19 protein-coding genes and 1 pseudogene are annotated in these 20,782 nt (G+C 37.2%); 8 read left to right on the top strand and 12 right to left on the bottom strand.

Annotated features, from left to right (window positions below; all coding sequences use genetic code 11):
- Positions 1–19 precede the first annotated feature (19 nt).
- The 3 genes and pseudogenes from QH639_RS08340 to QH639_RS08330 all read left to right on the top strand — a co-directional run bounded on the left by QH639_RS08340 (position 20) and on the right by QH639_RS08330 (position 2,292).
- Positions 20–145 carry a hypothetical protein gene (locus tag QH639_RS08340; RefSeq protein ID WP_281115953.1) on the top strand — a complete coding sequence of 42 codons (126 nt, stop codon included), beginning with the start codon at positions 20–22 and terminating at the stop codon, positions 143–145.
- Positions 146–276: 131 nt separating this feature from the next.
- Positions 277–720 (top strand): tripartite tricarboxylate transporter TctB family protein, encoded by a 444-nt coding sequence (locus QH639_RS08335; protein ID WP_481817323.1) that lies wholly within the window; start codon positions 277–279, stop codon positions 718–720.
- A 47-nt stretch (positions 721–767) separates the two neighbouring features.
- Positions 768–2,292, top strand: a pseudogene (locus QH639_RS08330) (tripartite tricarboxylate transporter permease).
- Positions 2,293–2,344: 52 nt separating this feature from the next.
- On the opposite strand, the gene QH639_RS08325 reads toward QH639_RS08330, so the two are convergent.
- From QH639_RS08325 to pdhA, 5 genes are all read right to left on the bottom strand, one after another.
- Positions 2,345–3,127: an SDR family NAD(P)-dependent oxidoreductase gene (locus tag QH639_RS08325; RefSeq protein ID WP_131521657.1), complete on the bottom strand. Its 783-nt coding sequence runs from the start codon at positions 3,125–3,127 to the stop codon at positions 2,345–2,347.
- Between the two features lie 388 nt (positions 3,128–3,515).
- On the bottom strand, positions 3,516–4,931 hold the full coding sequence (gene lpdA, locus QH639_RS08320; RefSeq protein ID WP_004224738.1) for a dihydrolipoyl dehydrogenase: 1,416 nt from the start codon (positions 4,929–4,931) through the stop codon (positions 3,516–3,518).
- 5 nt (positions 4,932–4,936) lie between these two features.
- Positions 4,937–6,286 carry a dihydrolipoamide acetyltransferase family protein gene (locus QH639_RS08315; protein WP_131521659.1) on the bottom strand — a complete coding sequence of 450 codons (1,350 nt, stop codon included), beginning with the start codon at positions 6,284–6,286 and terminating at the stop codon, positions 4,937–4,939.
- A 47-nt stretch (positions 6,287–6,333) separates the two neighbouring features.
- Complete coding sequence (locus tag QH639_RS08310; protein WP_004224734.1) at positions 6,334–7,311, bottom strand: alpha-ketoacid dehydrogenase subunit beta; 978 nt, start codon at positions 7,309–7,311, stop codon at positions 6,334–6,336.
- A 3-nt stretch (positions 7,312–7,314) separates the two neighbouring features.
- Positions 7,315–8,430 carry a pyruvate dehydrogenase (acetyl-transferring) E1 component subunit alpha gene (gene pdhA, locus QH639_RS08305; protein ID WP_004224731.1) on the bottom strand — a complete coding sequence of 372 codons (1,116 nt, stop codon included), beginning with the start codon at positions 8,428–8,430 and terminating at the stop codon, positions 7,315–7,317.
- 394 nt (positions 8,431–8,824) lie between these two features.
- Here pdhA and def point away from each other — a divergent pair, with 394 nt between their 5' ends.
- Positions 8,825–9,382, top strand: coding sequence for a peptide deformylase (def, locus tag QH639_RS08300; RefSeq protein WP_131521660.1), 558 nt, complete (start codon positions 8,825–8,827; stop codon positions 9,380–9,382).
- Between the two features lie 41 nt (positions 9,383–9,423).
- Here def and phnX read toward each other — a convergent pair whose 3' ends face one another.
- From phnX to QH639_RS08275, 5 genes are read right to left on the bottom strand one after another with little or no spacing between them, the layout of a single operon-like run.
- On the bottom strand, positions 9,424–10,236 hold the full coding sequence (gene phnX, locus QH639_RS08295; protein ID WP_131521661.1) for a phosphonoacetaldehyde hydrolase: 813 nt from the start codon (positions 10,234–10,236) through the stop codon (positions 9,424–9,426).
- Entirely contained in the window at positions 10,226–11,326 is a 1,101-nt protein-coding gene (gene phnW / locus QH639_RS08290; protein ID WP_131521662.1) for a 2-aminoethylphosphonate--pyruvate transaminase, read from the bottom strand. The genes phnX and phnW overlap by 11 nt, the downstream gene beginning before the upstream one ends.
- A 13-nt stretch (positions 11,327–11,339) precedes the next feature.
- The gene (locus tag QH639_RS08285; protein ID WP_131521663.1) at positions 11,340–12,326 is read right to left on the bottom strand and encodes an extracellular solute-binding protein; all 987 of its coding nucleotides are present in this window, start codon (positions 12,324–12,326) and stop codon (positions 11,340–11,342) included.
- The gene (locus tag QH639_RS08280; RefSeq protein ID WP_131521664.1) at positions 12,323–13,954 is read right to left on the bottom strand and encodes an ABC transporter permease subunit; all 1,632 of its coding nucleotides are present in this window, start codon (positions 13,952–13,954) and stop codon (positions 12,323–12,325) included. The genes QH639_RS08285 and QH639_RS08280 overlap by 4 nt, the downstream gene beginning before the upstream one ends.
- A complete protein-coding gene (locus QH639_RS08275; RefSeq protein ID WP_131521665.1) occupies positions 13,947–14,699 on the bottom strand; it encodes an ABC transporter ATP-binding protein in 753 nt (250 codons plus the stop codon). The genes QH639_RS08280 and QH639_RS08275 overlap by 8 nt, the downstream gene beginning before the upstream one ends.
- A gap of 152 nt (positions 14,700–14,851) precedes the next feature.
- Between QH639_RS08275 and QH639_RS08270 the strand changes: the two genes are divergently transcribed.
- Positions 14,852–15,607, top strand: a complete 756-nt coding sequence (locus tag QH639_RS08270) for a DeoR/GlpR family DNA-binding transcription regulator (protein ID WP_131521666.1) — start codon at positions 14,852–14,854, stop codon at positions 15,605–15,607.
- Between the two features lie 58 nt (positions 15,608–15,665).
- Here the strand turns inward: QH639_RS08270 and QH639_RS08265 are convergent, their stop codons facing one another.
- Positions 15,666–16,436 carry a Cof-type HAD-IIB family hydrolase gene (locus tag QH639_RS08265; RefSeq protein ID WP_054549831.1) on the bottom strand — a complete coding sequence of 257 codons (771 nt, stop codon included), beginning with the start codon at positions 16,434–16,436 and terminating at the stop codon, positions 15,666–15,668.
- Positions 16,437–16,872: 436 nt separating this feature from the next.
- Here QH639_RS08265 and QH639_RS08260 point away from each other — a divergent pair, with 436 nt between their 5' ends.
- The 3 genes from QH639_RS08260 (at position 16,873) to QH639_RS08250 (ending at position 19,832) form a co-directional block, all read left to right on the top strand.
- On the top strand, positions 16,873–17,082 hold the full coding sequence (locus tag QH639_RS08260; protein ID WP_004224712.1) for a DNA-dependent RNA polymerase subunit epsilon: 210 nt from the start codon (positions 16,873–16,875) through the stop codon (positions 17,080–17,082).
- Between the two features lie 5 nt (positions 17,083–17,087).
- Positions 17,088–18,755, top strand: coding sequence for a ribonuclease J1 (gene rnjA / locus QH639_RS08255; protein WP_004224711.1), 1,668 nt, complete (start codon positions 17,088–17,090; stop codon positions 18,753–18,755).
- A gap of 288 nt (positions 18,756–19,043) precedes the next feature.
- Positions 19,044–19,832, top strand: coding sequence for a protein kinase domain-containing protein (locus QH639_RS08250; protein WP_131521668.1), 789 nt, complete (start codon positions 19,044–19,046; stop codon positions 19,830–19,832).
- 46 nt (positions 19,833–19,878) lie between these two features.
- Here QH639_RS08250 and QH639_RS08245 read toward each other — a convergent pair whose 3' ends face one another.
- Positions 19,879–20,712 carry a TetR/AcrR family transcriptional regulator gene (locus tag QH639_RS08245; RefSeq protein ID WP_131521669.1) on the bottom strand — a complete coding sequence of 278 codons (834 nt, stop codon included), beginning with the start codon at positions 20,710–20,712 and terminating at the stop codon, positions 19,879–19,881.
- Between the last annotated feature and the right edge of the window lie 70 nt (positions 20,713–20,782).

Raw genomic sequence — 20,782 nt, 5'->3', positions numbered from 1 at the left:
CTTCATAAGACTCAAAAATATGAGTGAAGATGCGATTGCCTATTGGTCTGAAAATTTACAGGCAATGTCTGAATCAAAAGAATGGCAAGCTGAGGTGACCCGTAATGGTTGGCAAGCAGAATACCGGACATTCAAAATAAAATAATCATTGAACTACTAACAGCTCTTGGTATGCAAAAATAACGAATCGTTTTTTAAAAAAAGACACAAGTATTTCCATTAAATATAGAACTACTTGTGTAACTCTATTCTATTTTCAACGGAGGTGTAAAACGGTTGAGCTATACATTTGATAAAACATCTAGCATTATCCTCTTAGCACTTAGCATTTTGTTTATTTTTCAAGCAACTCAGATTTCTGATAGTGCTTATGGGTCTACAGTTGGGCCTAAAATTTTTTCATTAGGTTTAGGTATTATTTTAGGTTTATTAAGTCTTCAATTATTTTATGAATCATGGAAAAAAGCTGTGAGAGAGCGAGTCACAGGAGGATCAACTACTTCTTCTAAAATAGCTTCAACAGAGCTCAAAAAGTTCTTAATCATTTTAGGTAGCGCTCTTGCGTATGTATTTTCCCTTGAAAAAATTGGCTATATAATCACAACATTTTTATTTTTGTGTATTAGTTTCCAAACAATGGAACTACTAAACTTACTTATTCAATTTTTATTGCAGCTGGATTTTCACTCGGCATCTATTATTTATTTACAAGTTTACTAGGAGGATCATTACCTAGTTTCCCAATTTTTTAGTATAGGAGTGAACATATGTCAACATTGCAATTTTTAGCTGATGATTTTGCAGTTGCCCTTCAATGGCAAAACCTTTTATTCGCTCTTGTGGGTGTCATAATTGGTACAGCAGTTGGTGTACTTCCAGGTATAGGTCCAATGAGTGGAGTTGCATTATTAATACCTGTTACAGCAACTATTACAACTGGACTACCTACTGAGGCTGCTGCTACAAGCTCCATTATTTTACTTGCAGGGGTATACTACGAGGCCATGTATGGTGGATCAACAACCTCCATTCTATTAAACACGCCTGGTGAATCGTCATCAGTTGTGACAACATTGGATGGCTATCAAATGGCTAAACAAGGCCGTGCAGGAAGTGCTCTTTCGATCGCGGCCATTGGCTCATTTTGTGCGGGCGTTGTAGCGCTACTAGGTCTGATATTATTGGCAAATCCATTGTCAAAATTAGCACTTAAATTTGGACCCGCAGAATATTTTTCTTTGATGTTATTAGGACTTGCAGTAGTTAGTGGCCTAGCAGGACGTTCTATTACCAAAGCTTTAATTATGACTGTTTTAGGGCTTATGCTCGGGACAGTTGGTATTGATGCCGTATCAGGTATCGAACGTTTTACATTTGGTCAGCCAATGTTGTTCTCCGGCATTGTATTTATAACTATCGCTGTTGGTTTATTTGCATTAGGCGAAGTATTTAAAACCATTCTTGAAAAAGAAGAAGAGGATGGTCAATTAGCCAAAATTAATTGTGTATTACCAACAAAGGAAGATTTAAAGGATAGTGCTGTTCCTATTGCTTGCGGCTCCTTATGAGGCTTTTTCATTGGCGTATTACCCGGTGCAGGTGCAACACTTGCCTCATTCATTTCTTATATTACTGAAAAAAATTTAGTAAAACACCCGAGCAATTCGGAAAAGGTCATATTGCGGGTGTAGCTGGGCCAGAATCAGCGAACAATGCTGCCTCAGGCGGTGCAATGATCCCATTACTAACATTAGGAATTCCCGACTCAGGTACTACTGATATTTTAATGGGTGCACTTATTATGTATAATATTCAGCCAGGTCCATTATTATTTGATGAACATCCTCAAGTTGCTTGGGGATTATTTGCCAGTATGTTCATTAGAAATTTAATGTAACTAGTATTAAATATGCCTTTAGTCCGCATTTTTGCCAAAATCATCGAAACACCTAAAAAATATCTATTGCCTATAATTATTGCCATTTCAATTTTTGGTGTTTATGCCGTGCAATTCGCCACATTTGACGTATTTTTATTAGTAGCTTGTGGTGTTCTTGGTTATCTATTTGCTAAAAATGATTACCCAGTAGCTCCCTTAGTCCTTGCACTGGTACTAGGGCCAATGATTGAAAATAATATGCGCCGTGCATTAACCATTTCGTATGGAGACTTTTCTACTTTTATAACAATGCCTTTATCATTACTATTTTTAGTGATTTCCATTTCATGGTACTTATACCACTGATTATGAAAATACGTGGTAAAAATGTTCTTATTAATGAAGAAGGGTAATTTTTCTTAAAGATCCACTATACTTCTATTTGTATAGTGGATCTTTACTATTTTATAATGCGTGACCAGAGCCACCATCAATATTAACAGCTGTTCCTGTAACATAGCTCGCCGCATCAGATGCTAAGAAAGCGATCACGTTTGCTGCTTCTTGTGTATCTCCTACTCGACCAAGCGGAATTGCTTGTCCCACTTTACGAGAATAATCTTCCCACGATAAATTTGGTGCTTCCTTTTTCCATTTCTTTTCGATTTGATCACTACGAATAAGTCCTATACATACAGAATTTACTCGAATATTATCCTTCCCTAAATCCTTGCTCATCGCTTTCGTCAAGGCAAGCCCCGCAGCACGGCTTACAGTAGTAGGAAGTGAGCTTGCAGGTGGAGTTTTAGCCATCACAGCAGTCACATTAACGATTGCACCGCCACCAGCCTTTCGCATATATGGAGCAGCATATTTTGAACAATGAATAGCACCAAATACCTTTAAATCTAAATCTGCCTGCCACAGCTCACTACTCACCGTTTCAAAGGAATTCGCTGAAGCTGTACCAGCATTATTAATAAGAATATCCACACGTCCAAAATGCTCTACAGTACGCTCAATGAGATACTTACAATCTTTTTCTTTTGTAATGTCAGTTGGAACAATTAATACATCTACGCCTGTTTCGTTTTTTATACATCCTGCAGCCACTTGCAGTTGCTTTTCACCACGAGCGCAAAGTACAACCTGTGCACCCTCTTTAACAAGCTGCATGGCTGTATAATAGCCAATTCCTTTACTCGATCCTGTTATAATTGCTACTTTCCCCGTTAAATTAAGCTCCATTATTAAATCCTCCCTTACTTTCTACAATGCTATCATTATAGCATTTATCGATTATTCAGAATAATCAAAGGAGCTTCTAAATGATAGAAATTCGATTTGAAAGCTATAATGACGGAATTTTTCATGAAGAGCTACTTATTACTTTTCATTATCATTAAAGCCTGTTATGGGAACAAGCTAATATAAAAATTAATTGTTCATAAAAAGATTTAGATTTCTAATGACGGTTTTTATAATAAAAATTTCCGTTTTTCACTTCAATCGGAGAGCACATTTTCGAGTTGTTACCCTTTCTTACTCACCCATCTGTTCTTAATAATACAGTGGCATCAAAAAAGGAGTGTAGATAAGCGAATGATCCCGCTTTATCTACACTCCTTTATTCAAATTATTTTTTCGCTACAATGTGGATTGGGTTGCCAAGTAATACTTCAGCAGTTTCCATTGTAATTTCACCTAATGTTGGGTGAGCGTGAATTGTTAATGCGATATCCTCAGCAGTCATGCCGCCTTCAATCGCTAAGCCCATTTCAGCGATCATATCAGATGCACCAGCACCTACGATTTGAGCACCAATTAATAAGCCATCCTCTTTACGAGCAACAAGTTTCACGAAACCTTCTGATTGGTTTAATGCAAGAGCACGACCATTTGCTGCGAATGGGAATTTCGCTGCAGTGTATTCAATGCCTTCAGCTTTTGCTTGTTCTTCATTGTAACCAACTGTCGCCATTTCTGGATCTGTGAAACATACAGCTGGCACTGCAAGATAATCAACAACTGATTTTTCACCCGCAATTGCTTCAGCAGCAACTTTACCTTCGTAAGATGCTTTATGTGCAAGCTGAGGACCTGCTACGATATCACCGATTGCATAGATGTTTGGAATATTTGTACGACATTGTTTGTCAACATTGATTAGACCACGTTCACCGAATTCAACTCCGATTTCAGCAAGGCCCATTTCATCTGTATTTGGACGACGTCCTACAGTAACTAATACGTAATCAGCTTCAACTTTTTTCTCTTCTCCGCCTACTTCATAAGTTACTACTACGCCGTTTTCAGTTTCTTCTACGCCTTTTGCAGATGCGTTAACTTCAATTTCAACGCCTTTCTTTTTAAGGCCTTTTTTCACGATTTGCGTCATTTGTTTTTCGAAGCCAGCTAAAATATCTTTTCCGCCTTCAATAATTGTTACTTGAGAGCCAAGGTTCGCATAAGCTGATCCAAGCTCAGTACCAATATAACCGCCACCGATAACAACTAATTTACCAGGTACTTCTTGTAGAGAAAGTGCACCAGTAGAATTTAATACACGATCAGTGAATTTGAATGTTGGAATTTCAACTGGACGAGAACCTGTTGCAATAATGACATTGTTAAATGTGTAAGTTTGAGCAGATTCACCATTGATGATACGCACTGAATGAGCGTCAACGAAATAAGCTTCACCTTGTACAATTTCAACTTTGTTACCTTTAAGTAAGCCTTCAACACCGCCAGTTAATTTCTTAACAACGCTGTCTTTAAATGCTTGTGCTTTTGAGAAGTCTAATTTCACATCAGAAGCGATGATTCCCATGTCATCTGAATGTTTAGCTTGCTCAAAACGGTGACCTACTGAAATTAATGCTTTTGATGGGATACAACCTACGTTTAAGCACACTCCACCAAGTACATTTTTTTCAACGATTGTTACTTTTTGGCCAGTTTGAGCTGCACGAATTGCTGCTACATATCCTCCAGGACCTGAACCAATGACAAGAGTATCTGTTTCGATTGGGAAATCTCCTACTACCATTTTTGTTACGCCTCCATTAATAATAATTCTGGCTCACTTAACAAACGCTTTAAATGATTTAAAGCATTTTGCGCAGTGGCTCCATCGATCATACGATGATCAAAGCTCAATGATAATGCTAACACAGGTGCGGCTACAATTTCACCATTTTTTATTACAGGTTTTTCTGAAATTCGACCAATACCTAGAATTGCTACTTCAGGATGGTTAATAACTGGTGTAAACCATTGTCCTCCTGCAGAGCCAATATTCGTAATGGACATGGAAGCACCTTTCATTTCATGTGGTGCTAGCTTACCTTCACGGGCTTTTGTCGCTAATTCATTAATCTCATTAGACACTGCAAATACAGATTTACGATCTGCATGCTTAATAACTGGTACTAGTAAGCCTCTTTCAGTATCTGCTGCAATACCAATGTTATAGTAATGCTTTTGGATAATTTCTTGTGTTGCATCATCTAAAGAGCGATTAAATTCTGGGAACTCGCGTAAAGTTGAAATAAGTGCTTTCACTACATATGGTAAGTATGTTAATTTAACACCTTTTTCGGCAGCGATATCTTTGAATTTTTTACGATGTGCTACAAGAGCTGTTACATCGACTTCATCCATTAGTGTAACATGAGGAGCCGTTTGTTTCGAGTGTACCATTGCTTTTGCAATCGCTTTTCGAATACCTGACATTTTTTCACGAGTCTCTGGGAAATCCCCCTCAAGAACTACTGGTGCTGCTGGTGTAGACGTTTCTTGTTGAACTGTATCTTCTGATGTTTCGATATTTGCAGTTTCAGCCTCTACAGTGCCGCCACCTTTTAAGAAGTTTTCAATATCTTCTTTAAGGATTCGACCATTTTTGCCTGTACCCTTCACTTCACGAATATTTACATCGTTATCACGGGCAAATTTACGTACAGAAGGCATCGCGATCACACGTTTTGTTTCATCAACTACTGTCTCCACTTTTTCTGGAGCATTTTCAGGAGCTTTTTCTGGTGCCTTTTCCTCTTTAGCAGGAGCTTTTTCTACGTTTTGACCAGATTCAGCAGTTGCTTGAACTTGTGCCTCTGTTTTTGCTTCGGCATGATCGTCACCTTTTAGCTTTAAGTCTTCATAGCCAGGTGCGTCTAATCGGATTAAAACATCGCCAACTACGGCAACTGTTCCTTCTCCTACTAAAACTTCCTCTACTGTTCCTTCAACTGGTGAAGGGATTTCTACTACTGCTTTATCATTTTGTACTTCACAAAGAATATCGTCTTCTTTTACTGTATCTCCAGCTTTAACGAACCATTTCACAATCTCGCCTTCGTGAATACCCTCGCCAATATCCGGTAATCTGAATTCAAATGCCATGTGTACCCATCCTTTCTATTTACTGTTGTTCAAGTTTAGAAGCTTTATTAGAATGTTAAAACTTTTTTCGCTGTTTCCATTACATCTTTGTAGTTTGGTAACCAAACACCTTCAGCTTGTGGGAATGGGTACACAGTATCTGGTGCAGCCACACGAAGAACAGGAGCCTCTAAGCTTAAAATTGCACGCTCTGTAATTTCTGCTACTACGTTCGCAGCGATACCTGCTTGTTTTTGAGCTTCTTGGACAACGATTGCACGACCTGTTTTTTCAACAGATGCGATAATTGTTTCCACATCGATTGGTTGAATTGTACGTAAGTCAATTACTTCTACAGAATGTCCTTCTTTTTCAAGTTCTTCTGCAGCCTTTAAGCTTTCATGAACCATTAAACCGTAAGCAACAATTGTTAAATCAGTACCTTCACGTTTTACATCCGCTTTTCCTAGTGGAATTTCGTATGCTTCCTCAGGCACTTCTTCACGGAATGAACGGTATAGTTTTAAATGCTCTAAGAAAATAACTGGGTTGTCATTACGAATAGAAGAAATAAGTAAACCTTTTGCATCATATGGTGTTGATGGAACAACAACTGTTAGTCCTGGTTGTGCTGTCATTAAGCTTTCTAAGCTATCTGAGTGCATTTCAGGTGTGTGTACACCACCACCAAATGGTGAACGGATTGTTACTGGAGCATTGTAGACGCCACCACTACGGTAGCTCATACGTGCTAGCTGGCCACTAATTGAATCCATTACTTCATAAACGAAACCAAAGAATTGAATTTCAGGAACTGGACGGAATCCTTGAAGAGAAAGGCCAACTGCTAAGCCACCAATACCTGATTCTGCTAATGGTGTATCAAATACGCGGTCAACCCCAAATTCTTTTTGTAGGCCTTCTGTCGCGCGGAATACCCCACCGTTGACACCTACATCTTCCCCGAATACAAGAACGTTTTCATCATTCTTTAATTCTGTGCGAAGTGCATCTGTAATTGCTTGAATCATCGTCATTTGTGCCATAGGTTATTTCGACTCCTTCTCTTTATAGATTTCATACTGTTCTTTTAGATTAGATGGCATTTCGCCTTTATACATATTTTCCATTAATTCTGTTACTTTTTGTTTTGGAGCAGCATCTGCTTTTTTGATTGCTTCTTTAATTTCTTCTTTTGCTCGCTCAATAACTGCTTCTTCTTTTTTCTCATCCCATATACCTTTTGCTTCTAGGTATTTACGGAAGCGAACGAGAGGATCTTTTTGAGCCCATTCATTATCTGTATCAGAAGTACGGTAACGAGTTGGGTCATCCCCAGCCATTGTATGAGGACCATAACGGTAACACATTGTTTCAATTAATGTTGGGCCTTCACCATTAACCGCACGCTCACGAGCATCACGAGTTGCTACATAAACTGCAAGCGCATCCATTCCATCTACTAAAATACTTGGTAAGCCTGCTGCTACACCTTTTTGTGCAATTGTTTTAGCAGCTGTTTGCAATTCACGAGGTGTTGAGATTGCATATTGGTTATTTTGTACGATGAAGATTGCTGGAGATTTAAATGCACCTGCAAAGTTAATGCCTTCATAGAAGTCTCCCTGAGAAGAACCACCGTCACCAGTATAAGTTACTGCAACAGCTTTTTTCCCGCGTTTTTTAATACCAAGTGCTACCCCAGCAGCTTGAATATATTGTGCTCCAATAATAATTTGTGGAGCTAAAACGTTTACACCTTCAGGAACCTGATTGCCCATGAAGTGACCACGTGAGAATAAAAATGCTTTTTCAAGAGGTAAGCCATGCCATACAATTTGAGGTACATCACGGTAACCTGGTAAAATCCAATCTTCTTGTTCTAATGCAAAGTGAGAAGCAAGTTGTGAAGCTTCTTGACCAGCAGTCGGTGCATAGAAGCCTAAACGTCCTTGACGATTTAATGAGATTGAACGTTGATCTAAAATACGTGTGTAAACCATACGTGTCATTAACTCAACTAGTTCCTCATCTGATAATTTCGGATCTGCCTCTTTATTTATAATTTCGCCTTCTTCATTCAAAATTTGAAACATTTCAAACTTATCTTCGATTTCAGTTAGCGTTTGTTTAGCATCAAAAATATTATTGTTTTTCTTGCTCATTTGTCACATCTCCCTTTCAGCTGTATTAAAATAAATCACCTTTTTAACTAGTACAACTTATTCTTGACACTCAGTATACTGAATAAAATACTGTCGGTCAATCATCTATTACTGCTATATACAAAGATTTTTTCTAGAATAACAATCAAACACCGCTGTCCTATACTGTATTACTAATATTCAAATTCTGTATTACAACACCTTACTCACACCATACAACTCTTACGTTTTCCAACAGGTTTTCCCCTAGTAGAATACCCCATTCTCGAAAATCTAATAGCATTAGAAAAATTTTTTGAGTATATTCAAATAAGGACTTTTTTCATGGGATTGTACGAAAACGTGATGTATACTTATTAGTAAGCACTACAAAGTTGAAAGGAAGATTACTATTATGATTTTAATGGATGATATTATCCGCGAAGGTCATCCGACTTTACGCACAAAAGCAGAGGAAGTTAAATTCCCTTTAACTGAAGAAACAAGAAAGCTTGCTGAGGATATGCTTCAATATTTAATCAACAGCCAAGATCCTGAAATGGCAGAAAAATATAATTTGCGTAGTGGCATTGGTTTGGCTGCCAATCAGGTAAATAGCTTACAGCGTATGTTTGCTCTTCATTTAAAAGATGAGGCTGGTGAACAATTAAGCTTTGTAGCCATAAATCCAAAGATCGTTAGCCATTCTGTTGAAAACACATACCTATCATCAGGAGAAGGTTGTCTTTCTGTTGACCGTAATATTCCTGGGTATGTACCTCGCCATGCACGTATCACAGTAAAATTTAAAACAGTTGATGGTGAAGAGAAAAAAATGCGCCTTAAGGGCTTGCCAGCGATTGCCTTTCAGCATGAATTAGATCATCTAAATGGCGTTATGTTTTATGACCGCATCAATGAAAAGAATCCATTTGCAGAAATACCAGATTCAATCCCATATGAGCGCGACTAAAAACAACCTCGGCAGTTTTTTACTTCTGCCGAGGTTAATTATTATTTATATTCTAATTGTCTATCCATATTTAACCGAGCATTGATCGTTTCAATTAATGCTGGCAACTCCGCCATTGTTTCAATTGTATAATGAGCGCCAGATTCTTCAAAAACACATTTTGTTTTCTCTATGATTTGTCGCTGTTCTTCTGAAGATAGGGCATTGAATTCTTCTTCGGATAGTCCCATTTCTGAGCTTCCAATAATAACGCCAACAGCCCAAACACCTGCATTTAAGGCTTCCTTTATATCTGATGTTGTATCGCCAACCTTCACAACTCGCTTCGTCGCTTGCGAACCTAATGCCTCCATATTTTTAAAAATCATATATGGATATGGTCGCCCTTTATCACCAACCTGTGTTGGTGTTACAAGAAAATCAGGTTGATAGCCCTTGTCAGTAGCATGCTTTGTCACTACTTCCATCATTGCATCTGTATAGCCAGTTGTAGAGCCTATTCGAATACCTGCATCTCTTAATTGCTGTACGGTTGTTTTCACGTGCTGGATAGGATCTGTATAGGTCGCCAAAGACTCCATTAATTTTGTTTCAAAATGATTATACAATACATGTACATCCTTTTCAGTAAAGGATTGTCCATGTACACGATGCCATTCTGCTTTAATTCTTGGCATTTCTAGCATGGTGCGGATATGATCAATTTTCAGCATCCCCATTGGTTTACGAGCCTCTTCCAGTGTAACTATTACACCAGCATCTTCAAAAATTGTTAAAAAAACATTAACAGGGGCAAAACAACCAAAGTCAACTGCTGTGCCTGCCCAGTCCAAAATAACCGTCTCAATTTTCATTGTTTTTCACCACCATATAATTTTCAATGCTTTCACATAATGCAAGAATATCTTCCTCATGAATATCACCAATATTGCCAATACGGAATGTATCGGCATCCGTCAGCTTACCTGGATAGATAACGAAACCTGCATTTTTTATTTCTTGATAAAAATGCTCAAAAGAAAACTCTTTATACGGGAATAAAAATGTTGTGATAATTGGTGATTGAAGCTCCTCCGAAATATACGCTTTAAATCCCAGCACTGACAAGCGAGAGCGAAGTAGTTGATTATTATACGCATAGCGTTTGTAGCGGGCATGAATTCCGCCTTCTTCATTCAACTCTTCAAGCGCCTTAGCAAAAGCTGCCACTACATGTGTAGGCGATGTGAAACGCCATTTCCCATCTTGCTTCATTACTTCCCACTGACTATGCAAATCTAATGCAACACTTCGAGCTTGTCCCTTACATTTTTCCAGTGCTCTTGTATTCGCGATAACAAAACCAAAGCCTGGCACACCCTGAATACATTTATTGGCACTACTAATACAAAAATCAATATGCAAGCTTGATAAATCCATTGGTACGCCTCCAAAGCTACTCATGGCATCTACAATAAACGTTTTGTTGAACGAATGAACAACTTCCCCAATTTCTTTAATAGGATTTAAAATACCAGTAGTCGTCTCACAATGTACGAGAGCTACATGAGTAATACTCCTATCTCTTTCAAGGAAGGATTGAACTTCTAACAAGGAGGGCTGTTCATCAAAAGGAGCACTATAAACAACATGCTGTAACTTTAAGGCTTTAGCCATTTCAACAATTCTTTCACCATAAGCACCATTTGTTAGTATCAGCAACTTATCATTTTCACCAATTGCTGTTGTGAGTACAGACTCTACTACAAAGCTTCCACTTCCTTGCATTAGTACCGTAGTGTAATCAGCTTCATCAACTTTTGCTAATTTTAAGAGTTGCTTACGAATCACTTGTGTCACATTTTTATAATCATCATCCCATGTACAACGATCTTTTAACATTTCTCGTTTCACTGCTTCAGTTGTTGTCAATGGACCTGGCGTCAATAATTTATAGTTACTCATCTGCTATAACTCCTTATCGCTGCGCTTCTTTAAAGAAGGCTTGGTGTTTTTCTAATAAATCTACGGTTAAGGTTGTATCCCATTTTTTCAAATAGGTAGGAACGTGCTCGTCCTTTACTTGTTCTCCTTCATATAGAGCTACAGGATATTGCTCTAGAAGACCATCACGAGCCTCTGTTGCAATTACCTTTGCAATTTCTTTTGCTAATGCTTCCTCACCTTCTTTATCTACAACAGCGACAGATTCCGTTAAAGTGAAATTACCTTCTGTCGGGTCAATATAATCAATCGGTAACCCTTCGTTTTTGGCATCAATAGCTTGGATACGTAAACCAAAGCCTGCAGCAACTTCTCCTGTTTTCACCTTTTTAATAGGGCCAGAGCCTGAACTTTCAATATGTGGTCCTGCATTTTTAATTAACTCTGCTAGAACTTTTTTCCCTTCCTCTTCACCATATTCCTTTATAATAGCTTGTACTAGAAGCCACCCTGTTGAGGAGTCCATAATGTTTGGGAATGACACTAAATCCTTATAAGCAGGGTCTGTCAAATCTTTAATGGATTTCGGAATAGATAGCCCCTTTTGTTGTAATACCTCTGTATTAATAAAGATAGAGCCTACATTGCCTAAAATCGGTAATGCATACGTAACACTCCCATCAAGAGGCTTTAAGTCTGAAGAAATATCCACAAACATGGATTTTGAGGTTTGTGCACTTTCTATAAAATAAGAAGCCATTGTTACAACATCTGCTTCAATATCTGTCCCTTCCGCCATCATTTTTCCACCTAACTCAGAAGTACCAAACGACTGGATTAAATACTTACCTTTATAGCCCTTGTCATCCAATGTAGTTTCCATCACTTCAATAGCTTCATCATCAGCATTTGAATAAATGATAACTTGCTCTTTGGAATCTGCTGCTACCCCTCCACATGCAGCTAAAACGACTGCTGCTGCACTTACTGTCCCTAACATCATGCCTGTTGACTTCTTCATTTTGTAATCTCCTCCGTTTTTTCTTTATGTGCTGCTATATAATCACAACCTAATTTCACAATGAGGTTTGTACATAAAATGAATATCGATAAAACAAAAATATCAGTGTACTTTGCGAAATGCTGTAGCTCTTTTATCCTTGTCGATACAAGCATTGTCTTTGTGCTGACAAGAAAAATAACACCGCTTACTGTAACCATCGCATTTAAAAAATAGTAGCTAAACATTTGATAAATCGTTGGCCTAATATTCGGTAAAATAATTCGTATCACGGTTTTTAACCACGAATCCTTTAACAGCTCAGCTGTCACTTCCCACGTAGGATCCATTTTTTGCAATGAATTTTTCGCCATTAAATAAGGTGTCGTAAAAAAATGCACGATATTACATGCGATAATGATCAGAAAAGTACCCTTTAAAGAACTTCCATTAAAGAAAAATAAGTAGGATAATCCAAGTACCATACCTGGAACTGTATTTGTCATCATAGAAGTTACATCTAAGCTTTTTCTTCCCTTTAATGGTGTCCTTGTATTAAGAAGCGCCGACATAAATGTTATGCCCACACCGAATATGGCTGTTAGAACCGCTACGATGAGAGAATTGATATAAACCTTCGTTAAATCTTTTTCTGCAAGTACATTTTGAACGTGCTCTAATGTAAAGCTGAAATCGTACGGATAGCCTTTGGTAAAAGGCACAATAAACATGGTTGAAAAAATAATACATACAGCTGTTACACTGAGAATTGAATAAATTGTAAATAGCGCGTCTCGTAAACGATGCTTTACAAGTTCACTTTGCCCAACCTGTTTATATTGAAAATTGAAGCGCTCTAAAATCGTTAGCATGACAACACCTAATACAGCAGGTACTAGCATTAACACTGAAATGACTGCTCCACGTTCAAAATGTACAATGGAACCTAACATGGCTTGGTAGAGCTCAGTAGCTATTACCCTGTAATTGCCACCAACTGATGCAGGGATTCCAAAATCTGTAAAGCTTAAAACAAATGTTAAAATAAATGCCCCGCCAATTGTCCCAACCATAGGGCGGTATACGGTATGATAAAAACGACGCATTGGCTGATCATGCATTAATATTGAAACAAGTAAAAACCGCTTATCGATATATTGCATGGAGTTTTGCATTAATATAAAAGCAACTGGTAATGTGTATAAGACGTAACCGATCACCAAGCCGTTATACCCATAGATTGTAAAAAGAGGCTGCCCCACTAATTTTGTTAGAATTCCTTGATTCCCAAATGTATAAATCAATACAAAGCCATAGGTGATGGTTGGCAGTAGCATCGGCAAGGTTATTCCAATTTGAACTAGCTTTTTTGTATGGCGATGCATCGTAGTAAAATGAACAGCATAGGCCAACCAAAAGGCTAAAATGGTTGTAATCACTGATGCTACAAAAGAAACTTTAAAACTATTCGTAAAAGCTTCACGAATTTCGATATTCCGTAAAGCTTCTATATAATTTTGAGTGGTCACGACATTGCCTATTTTGAATGACTGCCAAAACATATAAAGCAATGGCACAATTAAAAAGAATAGAAAAAATAGTAGAATCGGTAGAAAAATTAATTTCATTATTTTATTCGTTTTAAGCATATGTTTCTCCAAATAATTGATAGATGTTATGGCGCTTAATATGAAGCTGCCTTAAGATAAAATCCTCTACAAATTGATTTTTGGGCGCTGTAACAATTTCATGAGGTGTGCCAAATTGAGCAACTGTACCTTCATTAATAATGATGACTTTATCTGATAAGGTAAGGGCTTCTTCTGGATCATGTGTCACGATAATTGTCGTCAAATTAAATTCACTGGCGATAGATTTAATACGCTCCTTTATAGATTCTTTTATAACGCCATCTAGTGCACTTAGTGGTTCGTCTAATAATAGAATTTTAGGTTGCATCACGAGTGTTCTTGCAATGGAAACGCGTTGTTTTTGCCCACCAGACAATTCATGAATCTTCTTATGCAAATGAGGAGCTAGCTCTAAAAAATCAATGTATTCTTGTATCTCCTCTTTGGACATTTTCACGTTTTTATTTTTTAATCCATAAATGATATTGTCGTATGCATTTAAATGAGGAAATAACGCAAAATCCTGAAACACTATATTAAATCCTCTTTCTTGCATTGATTGCTTGGAAATATCTTGTCCATTGTAGACAAGCTGACCAGCAGTTGGATCTACAAGTCCTAAAATGATATTAAGCAAAGTAGTTTTACCGCAGCCACTCGGCCCTAGCAATGAAATAATCTCACCTGATTCGATGGTTACATTGATATCTACTAAAACTTTTTTATTTTTATAGCTTTTTGAGATATTTTTTAGCTCTAACAAATTGGGTCACCTCACTCAGTTCTTAGCTTCAGTATAGAGACTATTTGTAAAGGAAAATGCTTATTTGTGTAAATGTTGGGTAAATTCTGACAAACTGTTGACAAAGTTATGATTGTTTTGAGTAAATATCTAGTAGAGGTGATGAAATGTATATGATAGAAAGGCAACACCAAATTTTGCAGTTTATACGTCAACATAAGGTAGTAAAATTAGTAACACTTACAAAAGAGTTTAACGTTTCAATGGAAACGATCCGTCGTGATGTCCAACAGTTGATGCAAGACAAAAAAATTGAAAAATTTTATGGGGGCGTTAAATATATTGAGCCAGTAGAAGGACTAATGGATCACCGACTTCACGAACAGTTAACAGAGAAAATCGCCATTGCCAAAGCATGTGCTTCGCTCGTTCAAGATGGGGAATGTATTTTCATTGATAGCGGAACAACTACCTATCAAATGACACCATTTTTATTGGACAAGGAAAAACTAACAGTGGTGACAAATTCACTACCTGTAGCATTTGATCTAATCGGCTCTAACATTGAGGTTATACTGCTTGGGGGTAAAGTACGCCATTCTGAAAAATCAGTGACATCAAATGAATTTTTATTTCGCTTCGAGCATCTTAATATCAATAAAGCTTTTATTTGCGCTAGTGGCGTTTCAATTGAAAAAGGCATATCTGATTTTAGCTTGGATGAAGCGATTACTAGAAAGCAAATTATTTCTATCTCTCAAAAAGTCTACGTAGCTACAGATTCCTCAAAATTTAGTAAAGATGTTGCGATTCAAGTTTGTCCAGTGGATGACGTAGATGTCATTATCACAGATGACGCACTATCCAAAAAGACGATTCAACATTTTTCGGAAAAAGGTGTTCAAATAAAAGCCGTCAATATGGCATAGACCATTAATCAATAAAAAACAACTAGTTGTAAATTTCGCAACTAGTTGTTTTTCATTTTTAAATAATGGATAGCTTACGCATTATTTTAGAGAGACCATCCTCGTCTACATGGTCTGCAATATGATGAGCGACTGCCTTCACTCGCTCATGGCCATTTCCCATAGCCACACTTGTCCCAACTGCCTGTAGCATCTCAATATCATTTATGCCATCGCCAAAAGCAAAGGCATCTTGTAAAGTGATGCCCATTTTTTCAAGCACCTTTTCAATACCAGCAGCCTTCGAACCTCCCTTTGGCAAAATATCACAAGAATAACGATGCCAACGTACAAATTGAACATTTGGGAATGTTTCATTATATAAAGGTTCATCTTTTTCTTCCATAAAAATAAGTGTTTGATATACATTGTTCTGCATATAATAAGATGAGTCTAATTCTGGATACGGATATTTAAGAGTATCTAAGCTTTCAGCTACCATACGATGATCGCCAACTGAGGCAATCATCCGTTTATCATCTAAAAACACTACCGGTTCGTTACGCGCCTCACCAAAGGCAATAATTTTAGCTAGTTCATCTTTCGCAATCCCATTTGTATAGACAACCTCACCTTTATAGACAACATATTGGCCATTGAAGGTAACATACGTATCGATCTCTAATTCTTCTAGCAATGACTCAATCATAAATGGTGCTCGACCAGTAGCAATCGCCAATTCATAACCATTACGTCGTGCTGTCAAAAGTGCCTCTTTTGCAGATGAAGGTAACTTTTTTTCACTGTTATAGAGAGTACCATCGACATCAAAAAATAAAATTTTGTTCATTCTATTAACCCTTTCCATAAATATTATCCTTTCAAGCTAAATGACTTTACATAGACAATAATTTTAATTATAATGATCCTAAGGAGTGATGTGCCATGCTGAAGAAACTCAAACGGAAATTGTTGAAGCAACTTCGCGGCGTACTCGGAAAAAAATCAATTGCCTAACATTTGCCCTTCATTATTTGAAGGGCTTTTCTTTATTTTAGAGGAAGTGCGTGATAATATAAAGGAAATGCATTTATTTGGCTATACGCAACCACTGTCTCACTACTTCCTATACAATTTTATAACATAGTGCACATCTGAAGCATTGAGATACAAGTATTACAAACGTACATTTCTTCAATAAAAGAAATTCGTTGTTTTCTTGTAGCACGTGTGTGGTAGTAGTCAAAGGTGCAAGAAAATTGTACGCAATTAAAGGAGAGCAAACTATGATTTACAAAGTTTATTATCAAGAAAATGCAAATGAGATTCCAGTTCGCGAAAATACTAAAAGTCTATACCTAGAAGCTACTTCAGAACGTGAAGTACGTGAAAAGCTAAAAGACCGAAACTACAACATCGAGTTCATTCAACTGCTTGAGGGTAACTACTTAGAGTACGAACAAGCAAGCCCGAACTTCGTCTTGGAGGAAATTTAACAAACATGAAGTTTGTTAAAAATGACCAAGCAGCTGTTTTCGCGCTCGGCGGACTGGGCGAAATCGGCAAAAACACTTATGGCGTTCAATTTCAAGATGAAATTATCTTAATTGACGCCGGTATTAAATTTCCAGAAGACGACTTACTCGGCATTGACTATGTTATTCCTGATTACACGTACTTAGTACGTAATGTCGATAAAATTAAAGGACTTTTTATTACCCATGGACATGAGGATCATATTGGGGGTATTCCATACCTTTTACGTCAAGTAAATATTCCTGTCTACGGTGGTAAGCTTGCACTTGGCTTATTACGTAATAAATTAGAAGAACATGGCTTGCTACGTACAACAAAACTCATTGAAATTAAAGAAGAGGATGTTATTAAATTCAGAAAAACATCTGTTAGCTTCTTTAGAACAACACATAGTATTCCTGATGCTTATGGAATTGTTGTTAAAACACCACCTGGTAATATCGTTCACACAGGTGACTTTAAATTTGACTTTACACCAGTGGGTGAACCAGCCAACCTAACAAAGATGGCTGAAATTGGACGTGATGGCGTACTTTGCTTACTATCTGATAGTACGAACGCTGAAAAGCCTAATTTCACAATGTCAGAGCGCACAGTTGGAAAAAGTATCGATGAGATTTTCCGTAAGGTGGATAGCCGTATTATATTTGCTACCTTTGCATCAAATATTCACCGTTTACAGCAAGCCACAGACGCAGCCGTAAAATACGGAAGAAAGATTGCTGTCTTTGGTCGCTCAATGGACAATGCTATTACGATTGGTCGTGAGCTAGGTTACATTACTGCTCCAAAGGATACATTTATTGATGCTCAAAGCATCAATCGACTTCCTGCAAACGAAGTGATGATTTTATGTACAGGCTCTCAAGGTGAACCAATGGCTGCCTTGTCACGTATTGCCAACGGGACACATCGTCAAATTCAAATACAGCCTGGCGATACAGTTATCTTTTCTTCTTCACCAGTACCAGGTAATACCGTGAGTGTTAATAAAATCATTAATTTATTGTTCCGTGCAGGTGCAGAAGTCATTCATGGTGCATTAAACAACATTCATACATCTGGTCACGGATCTCAAGAAGAACAAAAACTGATGCTTCGTTTAATGAAGCCTAAGTTCTTTATGCCTATCCATGGTGAATTCCGTATGTTAAAAATGCATACACATTTAGCTGAAGATTGCGATGTTCCACTAGACAATACATTTGTTATGGAAAATGGTGATGTTCTAGCACTAAGTGCCAATGAAGCACATGTAGCTGGGCGTATTCCTTCAGGAGATGTTTACATTGATGGCAATGGTATTGGCGATATCGGTAATATCGTGTTACGTGATCGTCGTATTCTTTCTGAAGAAGGTCTAGTGATTGTAGTTGTAAGTGTTGATATGGAAAACCAAAAAATTGTTTCTGGCCCTGACATCATCTCACGTGGATTTGTCTACATGCGTGAATCAGGTACGATGATCAACGAGGCACAAAAAATGCTAAACCGTCATCTGAATGAAACAATTCAAAGCAAAACTCCTCAATGGACAGAATTGAAGAATGAAATTACAGACGTTTTGGGACCTTATCTATTTGAAAAAACAAAACGTCGTCCAATGATCTTACCGATTATTATGGAGGTTTAACCTCGTAAAAAGAAACTATGTAAAATTTACATAGTTTCTTTTTTATTTTTGAAACCTCCTTTTTATTTTTGCGTATATAGTAATAACAACATCAAAAAGGAGCGTTTTTATGCTAGATAAAATTCTTCATTCCTTATTCAATAGTAAATCCAAACGCCATTATTCTTCATCAAGTAGCCGTAGTAGGTATTCAAAGCGACATAATTATTATGGTCACAAGCATTATAAGCGTAGCTCTCGTAAAAGCTCACGCAGTTTTTTCAGCTCTATGAGTTTCTTTAGTAGCTAATGTGGTGGAAACGACTTTCCGAAAAAAGTTTTGACCAGGCTGTGGAACTTTACATAGCAGAGCATCCCGATTTTTCTTTTAAAAAATTTCTTGGCTATGGCTCATATGGTCGTACGTATTTAATTGAAGATTGCTCATCAGCAAGTCTATTTGTTTTAAAATGCTTGCGCCCCAAACATCGTCACCACCAGAAAACCATTCATAAATTTCAACAAGAAATTCACATACTCCAGCAACTTTCATTGTCCTATGTTCCTACCATCCATTCAGCAGGAACAATTTCAGACAGCCCATTTTTTATCATGGACTATGTTAATGGGCAAACTTTTGAGCAGCTTATTTTTCAGAACGGTGCCAAATTTACAATCGCTCAATCCCTTGCTATTACAAAGCAACTATTAGAACAAATTGTACAGTTACACAATTATGGTATTGTACATCGAGATTTACGTATTCCAAATATATTGTTAGTGGGTCAACAATTGCATATTATTGACTTTGGTCTAGCTACCACTTATCAAAAGCAAATCGATATCTCTACGATTGAAAATCCAAAACGTGCTGAAAATCATATAAGCGATCTTTATTTTGTCGGCCATTTTTTATTATTTTTACTATACTCAGACTACAAGCCAAGCAAGAAAAAAGAGAAAGCTTGGCAGCAGGAATTAAAATTACCAATCGAAGTCCAAGATTTTCTAGAGCGCTTATTATGGATTCAAGAACCCTTCGCAAGTGCTTTAGAGGCCTTGCAATCTATGCCCCCATTCATAGATAAAAACCATTAAAAATAGAATTGTTCACCGCCAATCGTGAACAATTCTATCCTAGAGTTCAAATATTAAAGTATTTTGCAGTTACATATGCAATCCAATGATACGCTGGGTCTACACGTAGATTTTCAATTAGCCCCTTAATGATTGCTTTACCATAAGTAGGATTTTCTATTTCTTGCTTTAACAACTCAATGGATTCTTTTTCTATAGAATCCTCAGTATGATTTATATTTTGCTCCAACAATTGTAGTAAAGCATCTTTTGACACGTCTTGCTCACACGGCTTTGCAATAAACGGCACAAGATCTGCTGTAATAAATGGAATGGTTGTATGATGGGCAATAATATCTGTCTTTTCTGCTAAAGATTTAGCTAATTGCTCTAAATCAAGTGGCATATCTGAAAAAATAAAAAGCTCAGCATAGCTCTTCATAAATCCTTTTATGCAGTACATTACATCATATTTCATTTCTTGTAATTGATCCTGATAAAGCTGCTCAAGCATATAGAGAATTGATTTCGACATTTCTGCTTCATACGCTGTTATTTTATGAAATAGCTCTTTTTTTGTTAAAAAGACCTTTTCATTAAAGAATACACGTGCGGATGCGGAATGGTCTTTGAATGCTTGAAAAATGCTTTTATAAAATTCAACCAAAACAGTTTCTTTGTTATACGTTCCTCTGACTACTTGGTCAACATCTGTAATAAACTGCTGTAAATAGTAATCAACCATTGATATTACAAGCTCATCTTTGGTTTTGAAAGATAAATAAAATGCACCTTTAGAAATCCCGCAGCGTTCTGTAATTTGTTGTACTGACGTAGCTTCAAAACCCTGTTCAGAAAACAGTTCTAACGCTTTCTCCATAATTAATTGCTTTTTTAACATATTTTTAACTCTCTCCTAATGCATTTCGTTGACAAATGACCGATTAGTCATTAGTATAAATAATTGAATT

The sequence above is a fragment of the Lysinibacillus sp. 1 U-2021 genome (assembly GCF_029916965.1).
Classification (GTDB): Bacteria; Bacillota; Bacilli; order Bacillales_A; family Planococcaceae; genus Lysinibacillus; species Lysinibacillus capsici.
The sequence above is the reverse complement of the archived record's forward strand: the minus strand, read 5'-3'. Positions and strand labels throughout refer to the sequence as shown.

Coding starts and splice junctions, on each gene's coding strand:
- QH639_RS08340 (WP_281115953.1), top strand. CDS start 20: ATGAGTGAAGATGCGATTGCCTATTGGTCTGAAAATTTACAGGCAATG.
- QH639_RS08325 (WP_131521657.1), bottom strand. CDS start 3,127: ATGGAGCTTAATTTAACGGGGAAAGTAGCAATTATAACAGGATCGAGT.
- lpdA (WP_004224738.1), bottom strand. CDS start 4,931: ATGGTAGTAGGAGATTTCCCAATCGAAACAGATACTCTTGTCATTGGT.
- QH639_RS08315 (WP_131521659.1), bottom strand. CDS start 6,286: ATGGCATTTGAATTCAGATTACCGGATATTGGCGAGGGTATTCACGAA.
- QH639_RS08310 (WP_004224734.1), bottom strand. CDS start 7,311: ATGGCACAAATGACGATGATTCAAGCAATTACAGATGCACTTCGCACA.
- pdhA (WP_004224731.1), bottom strand. CDS start 8,430: ATGAGCAAGAAAAACAATAATATTTTTGATGCTAAACAAACGCTAACT.
- def (WP_131521660.1), top strand. CDS start 8,825: ATGATTTTAATGGATGATATTATCCGCGAAGGTCATCCGACTTTACGC.
- phnX (WP_131521661.1), bottom strand. CDS start 10,236: ATGAAAATTGAGACGGTTATTTTGGACTGGGCAGGCACAGCAGTTGAC.
- phnW (WP_131521662.1), bottom strand. CDS start 11,326: ATGAGTAACTATAAATTATTGACGCCAGGTCCATTGACAACAACTGAA.
- QH639_RS08285 (WP_131521663.1), bottom strand. CDS start 12,326: ATGAAGAAGTCAACAGGCATGATGTTAGGGACAGTAAGTGCAGCAGCA.
- QH639_RS08280 (WP_131521664.1), bottom strand. CDS start 13,954: ATGCTTAAAACGAATAAAATAATGAAATTAATTTTTCTACCGATTCTA.
- QH639_RS08270 (WP_131521666.1), top strand. CDS start 14,852: ATGATAGAAAGGCAACACCAAATTTTGCAGTTTATACGTCAACATAAG.
- QH639_RS08265 (WP_054549831.1), bottom strand. CDS start 16,436: ATGAACAAAATTTTATTTTTTGATGTCGATGGTACTCTCTATAACAGT.
- QH639_RS08260 (WP_004224712.1), top strand. CDS start 16,873: ATGATTTACAAAGTTTATTATCAAGAAAATGCAAATGAGATTCCAGTT.
- rnjA (WP_004224711.1), top strand. CDS start 17,088: ATGAAGTTTGTTAAAAATGACCAAGCAGCTGTTTTCGCGCTCGGCGGA.
- QH639_RS08250 (WP_131521668.1), top strand. CDS start 19,044: ATGTGGTGGAAACGACTTTCCGAAAAAAGTTTTGACCAGGCTGTGGAA.
- QH639_RS08245 (WP_131521669.1), bottom strand. CDS start 20,712: ATGTTAAAAAAGCAATTAATTATGGAGAAAGCGTTAGAACTGTTTTCT.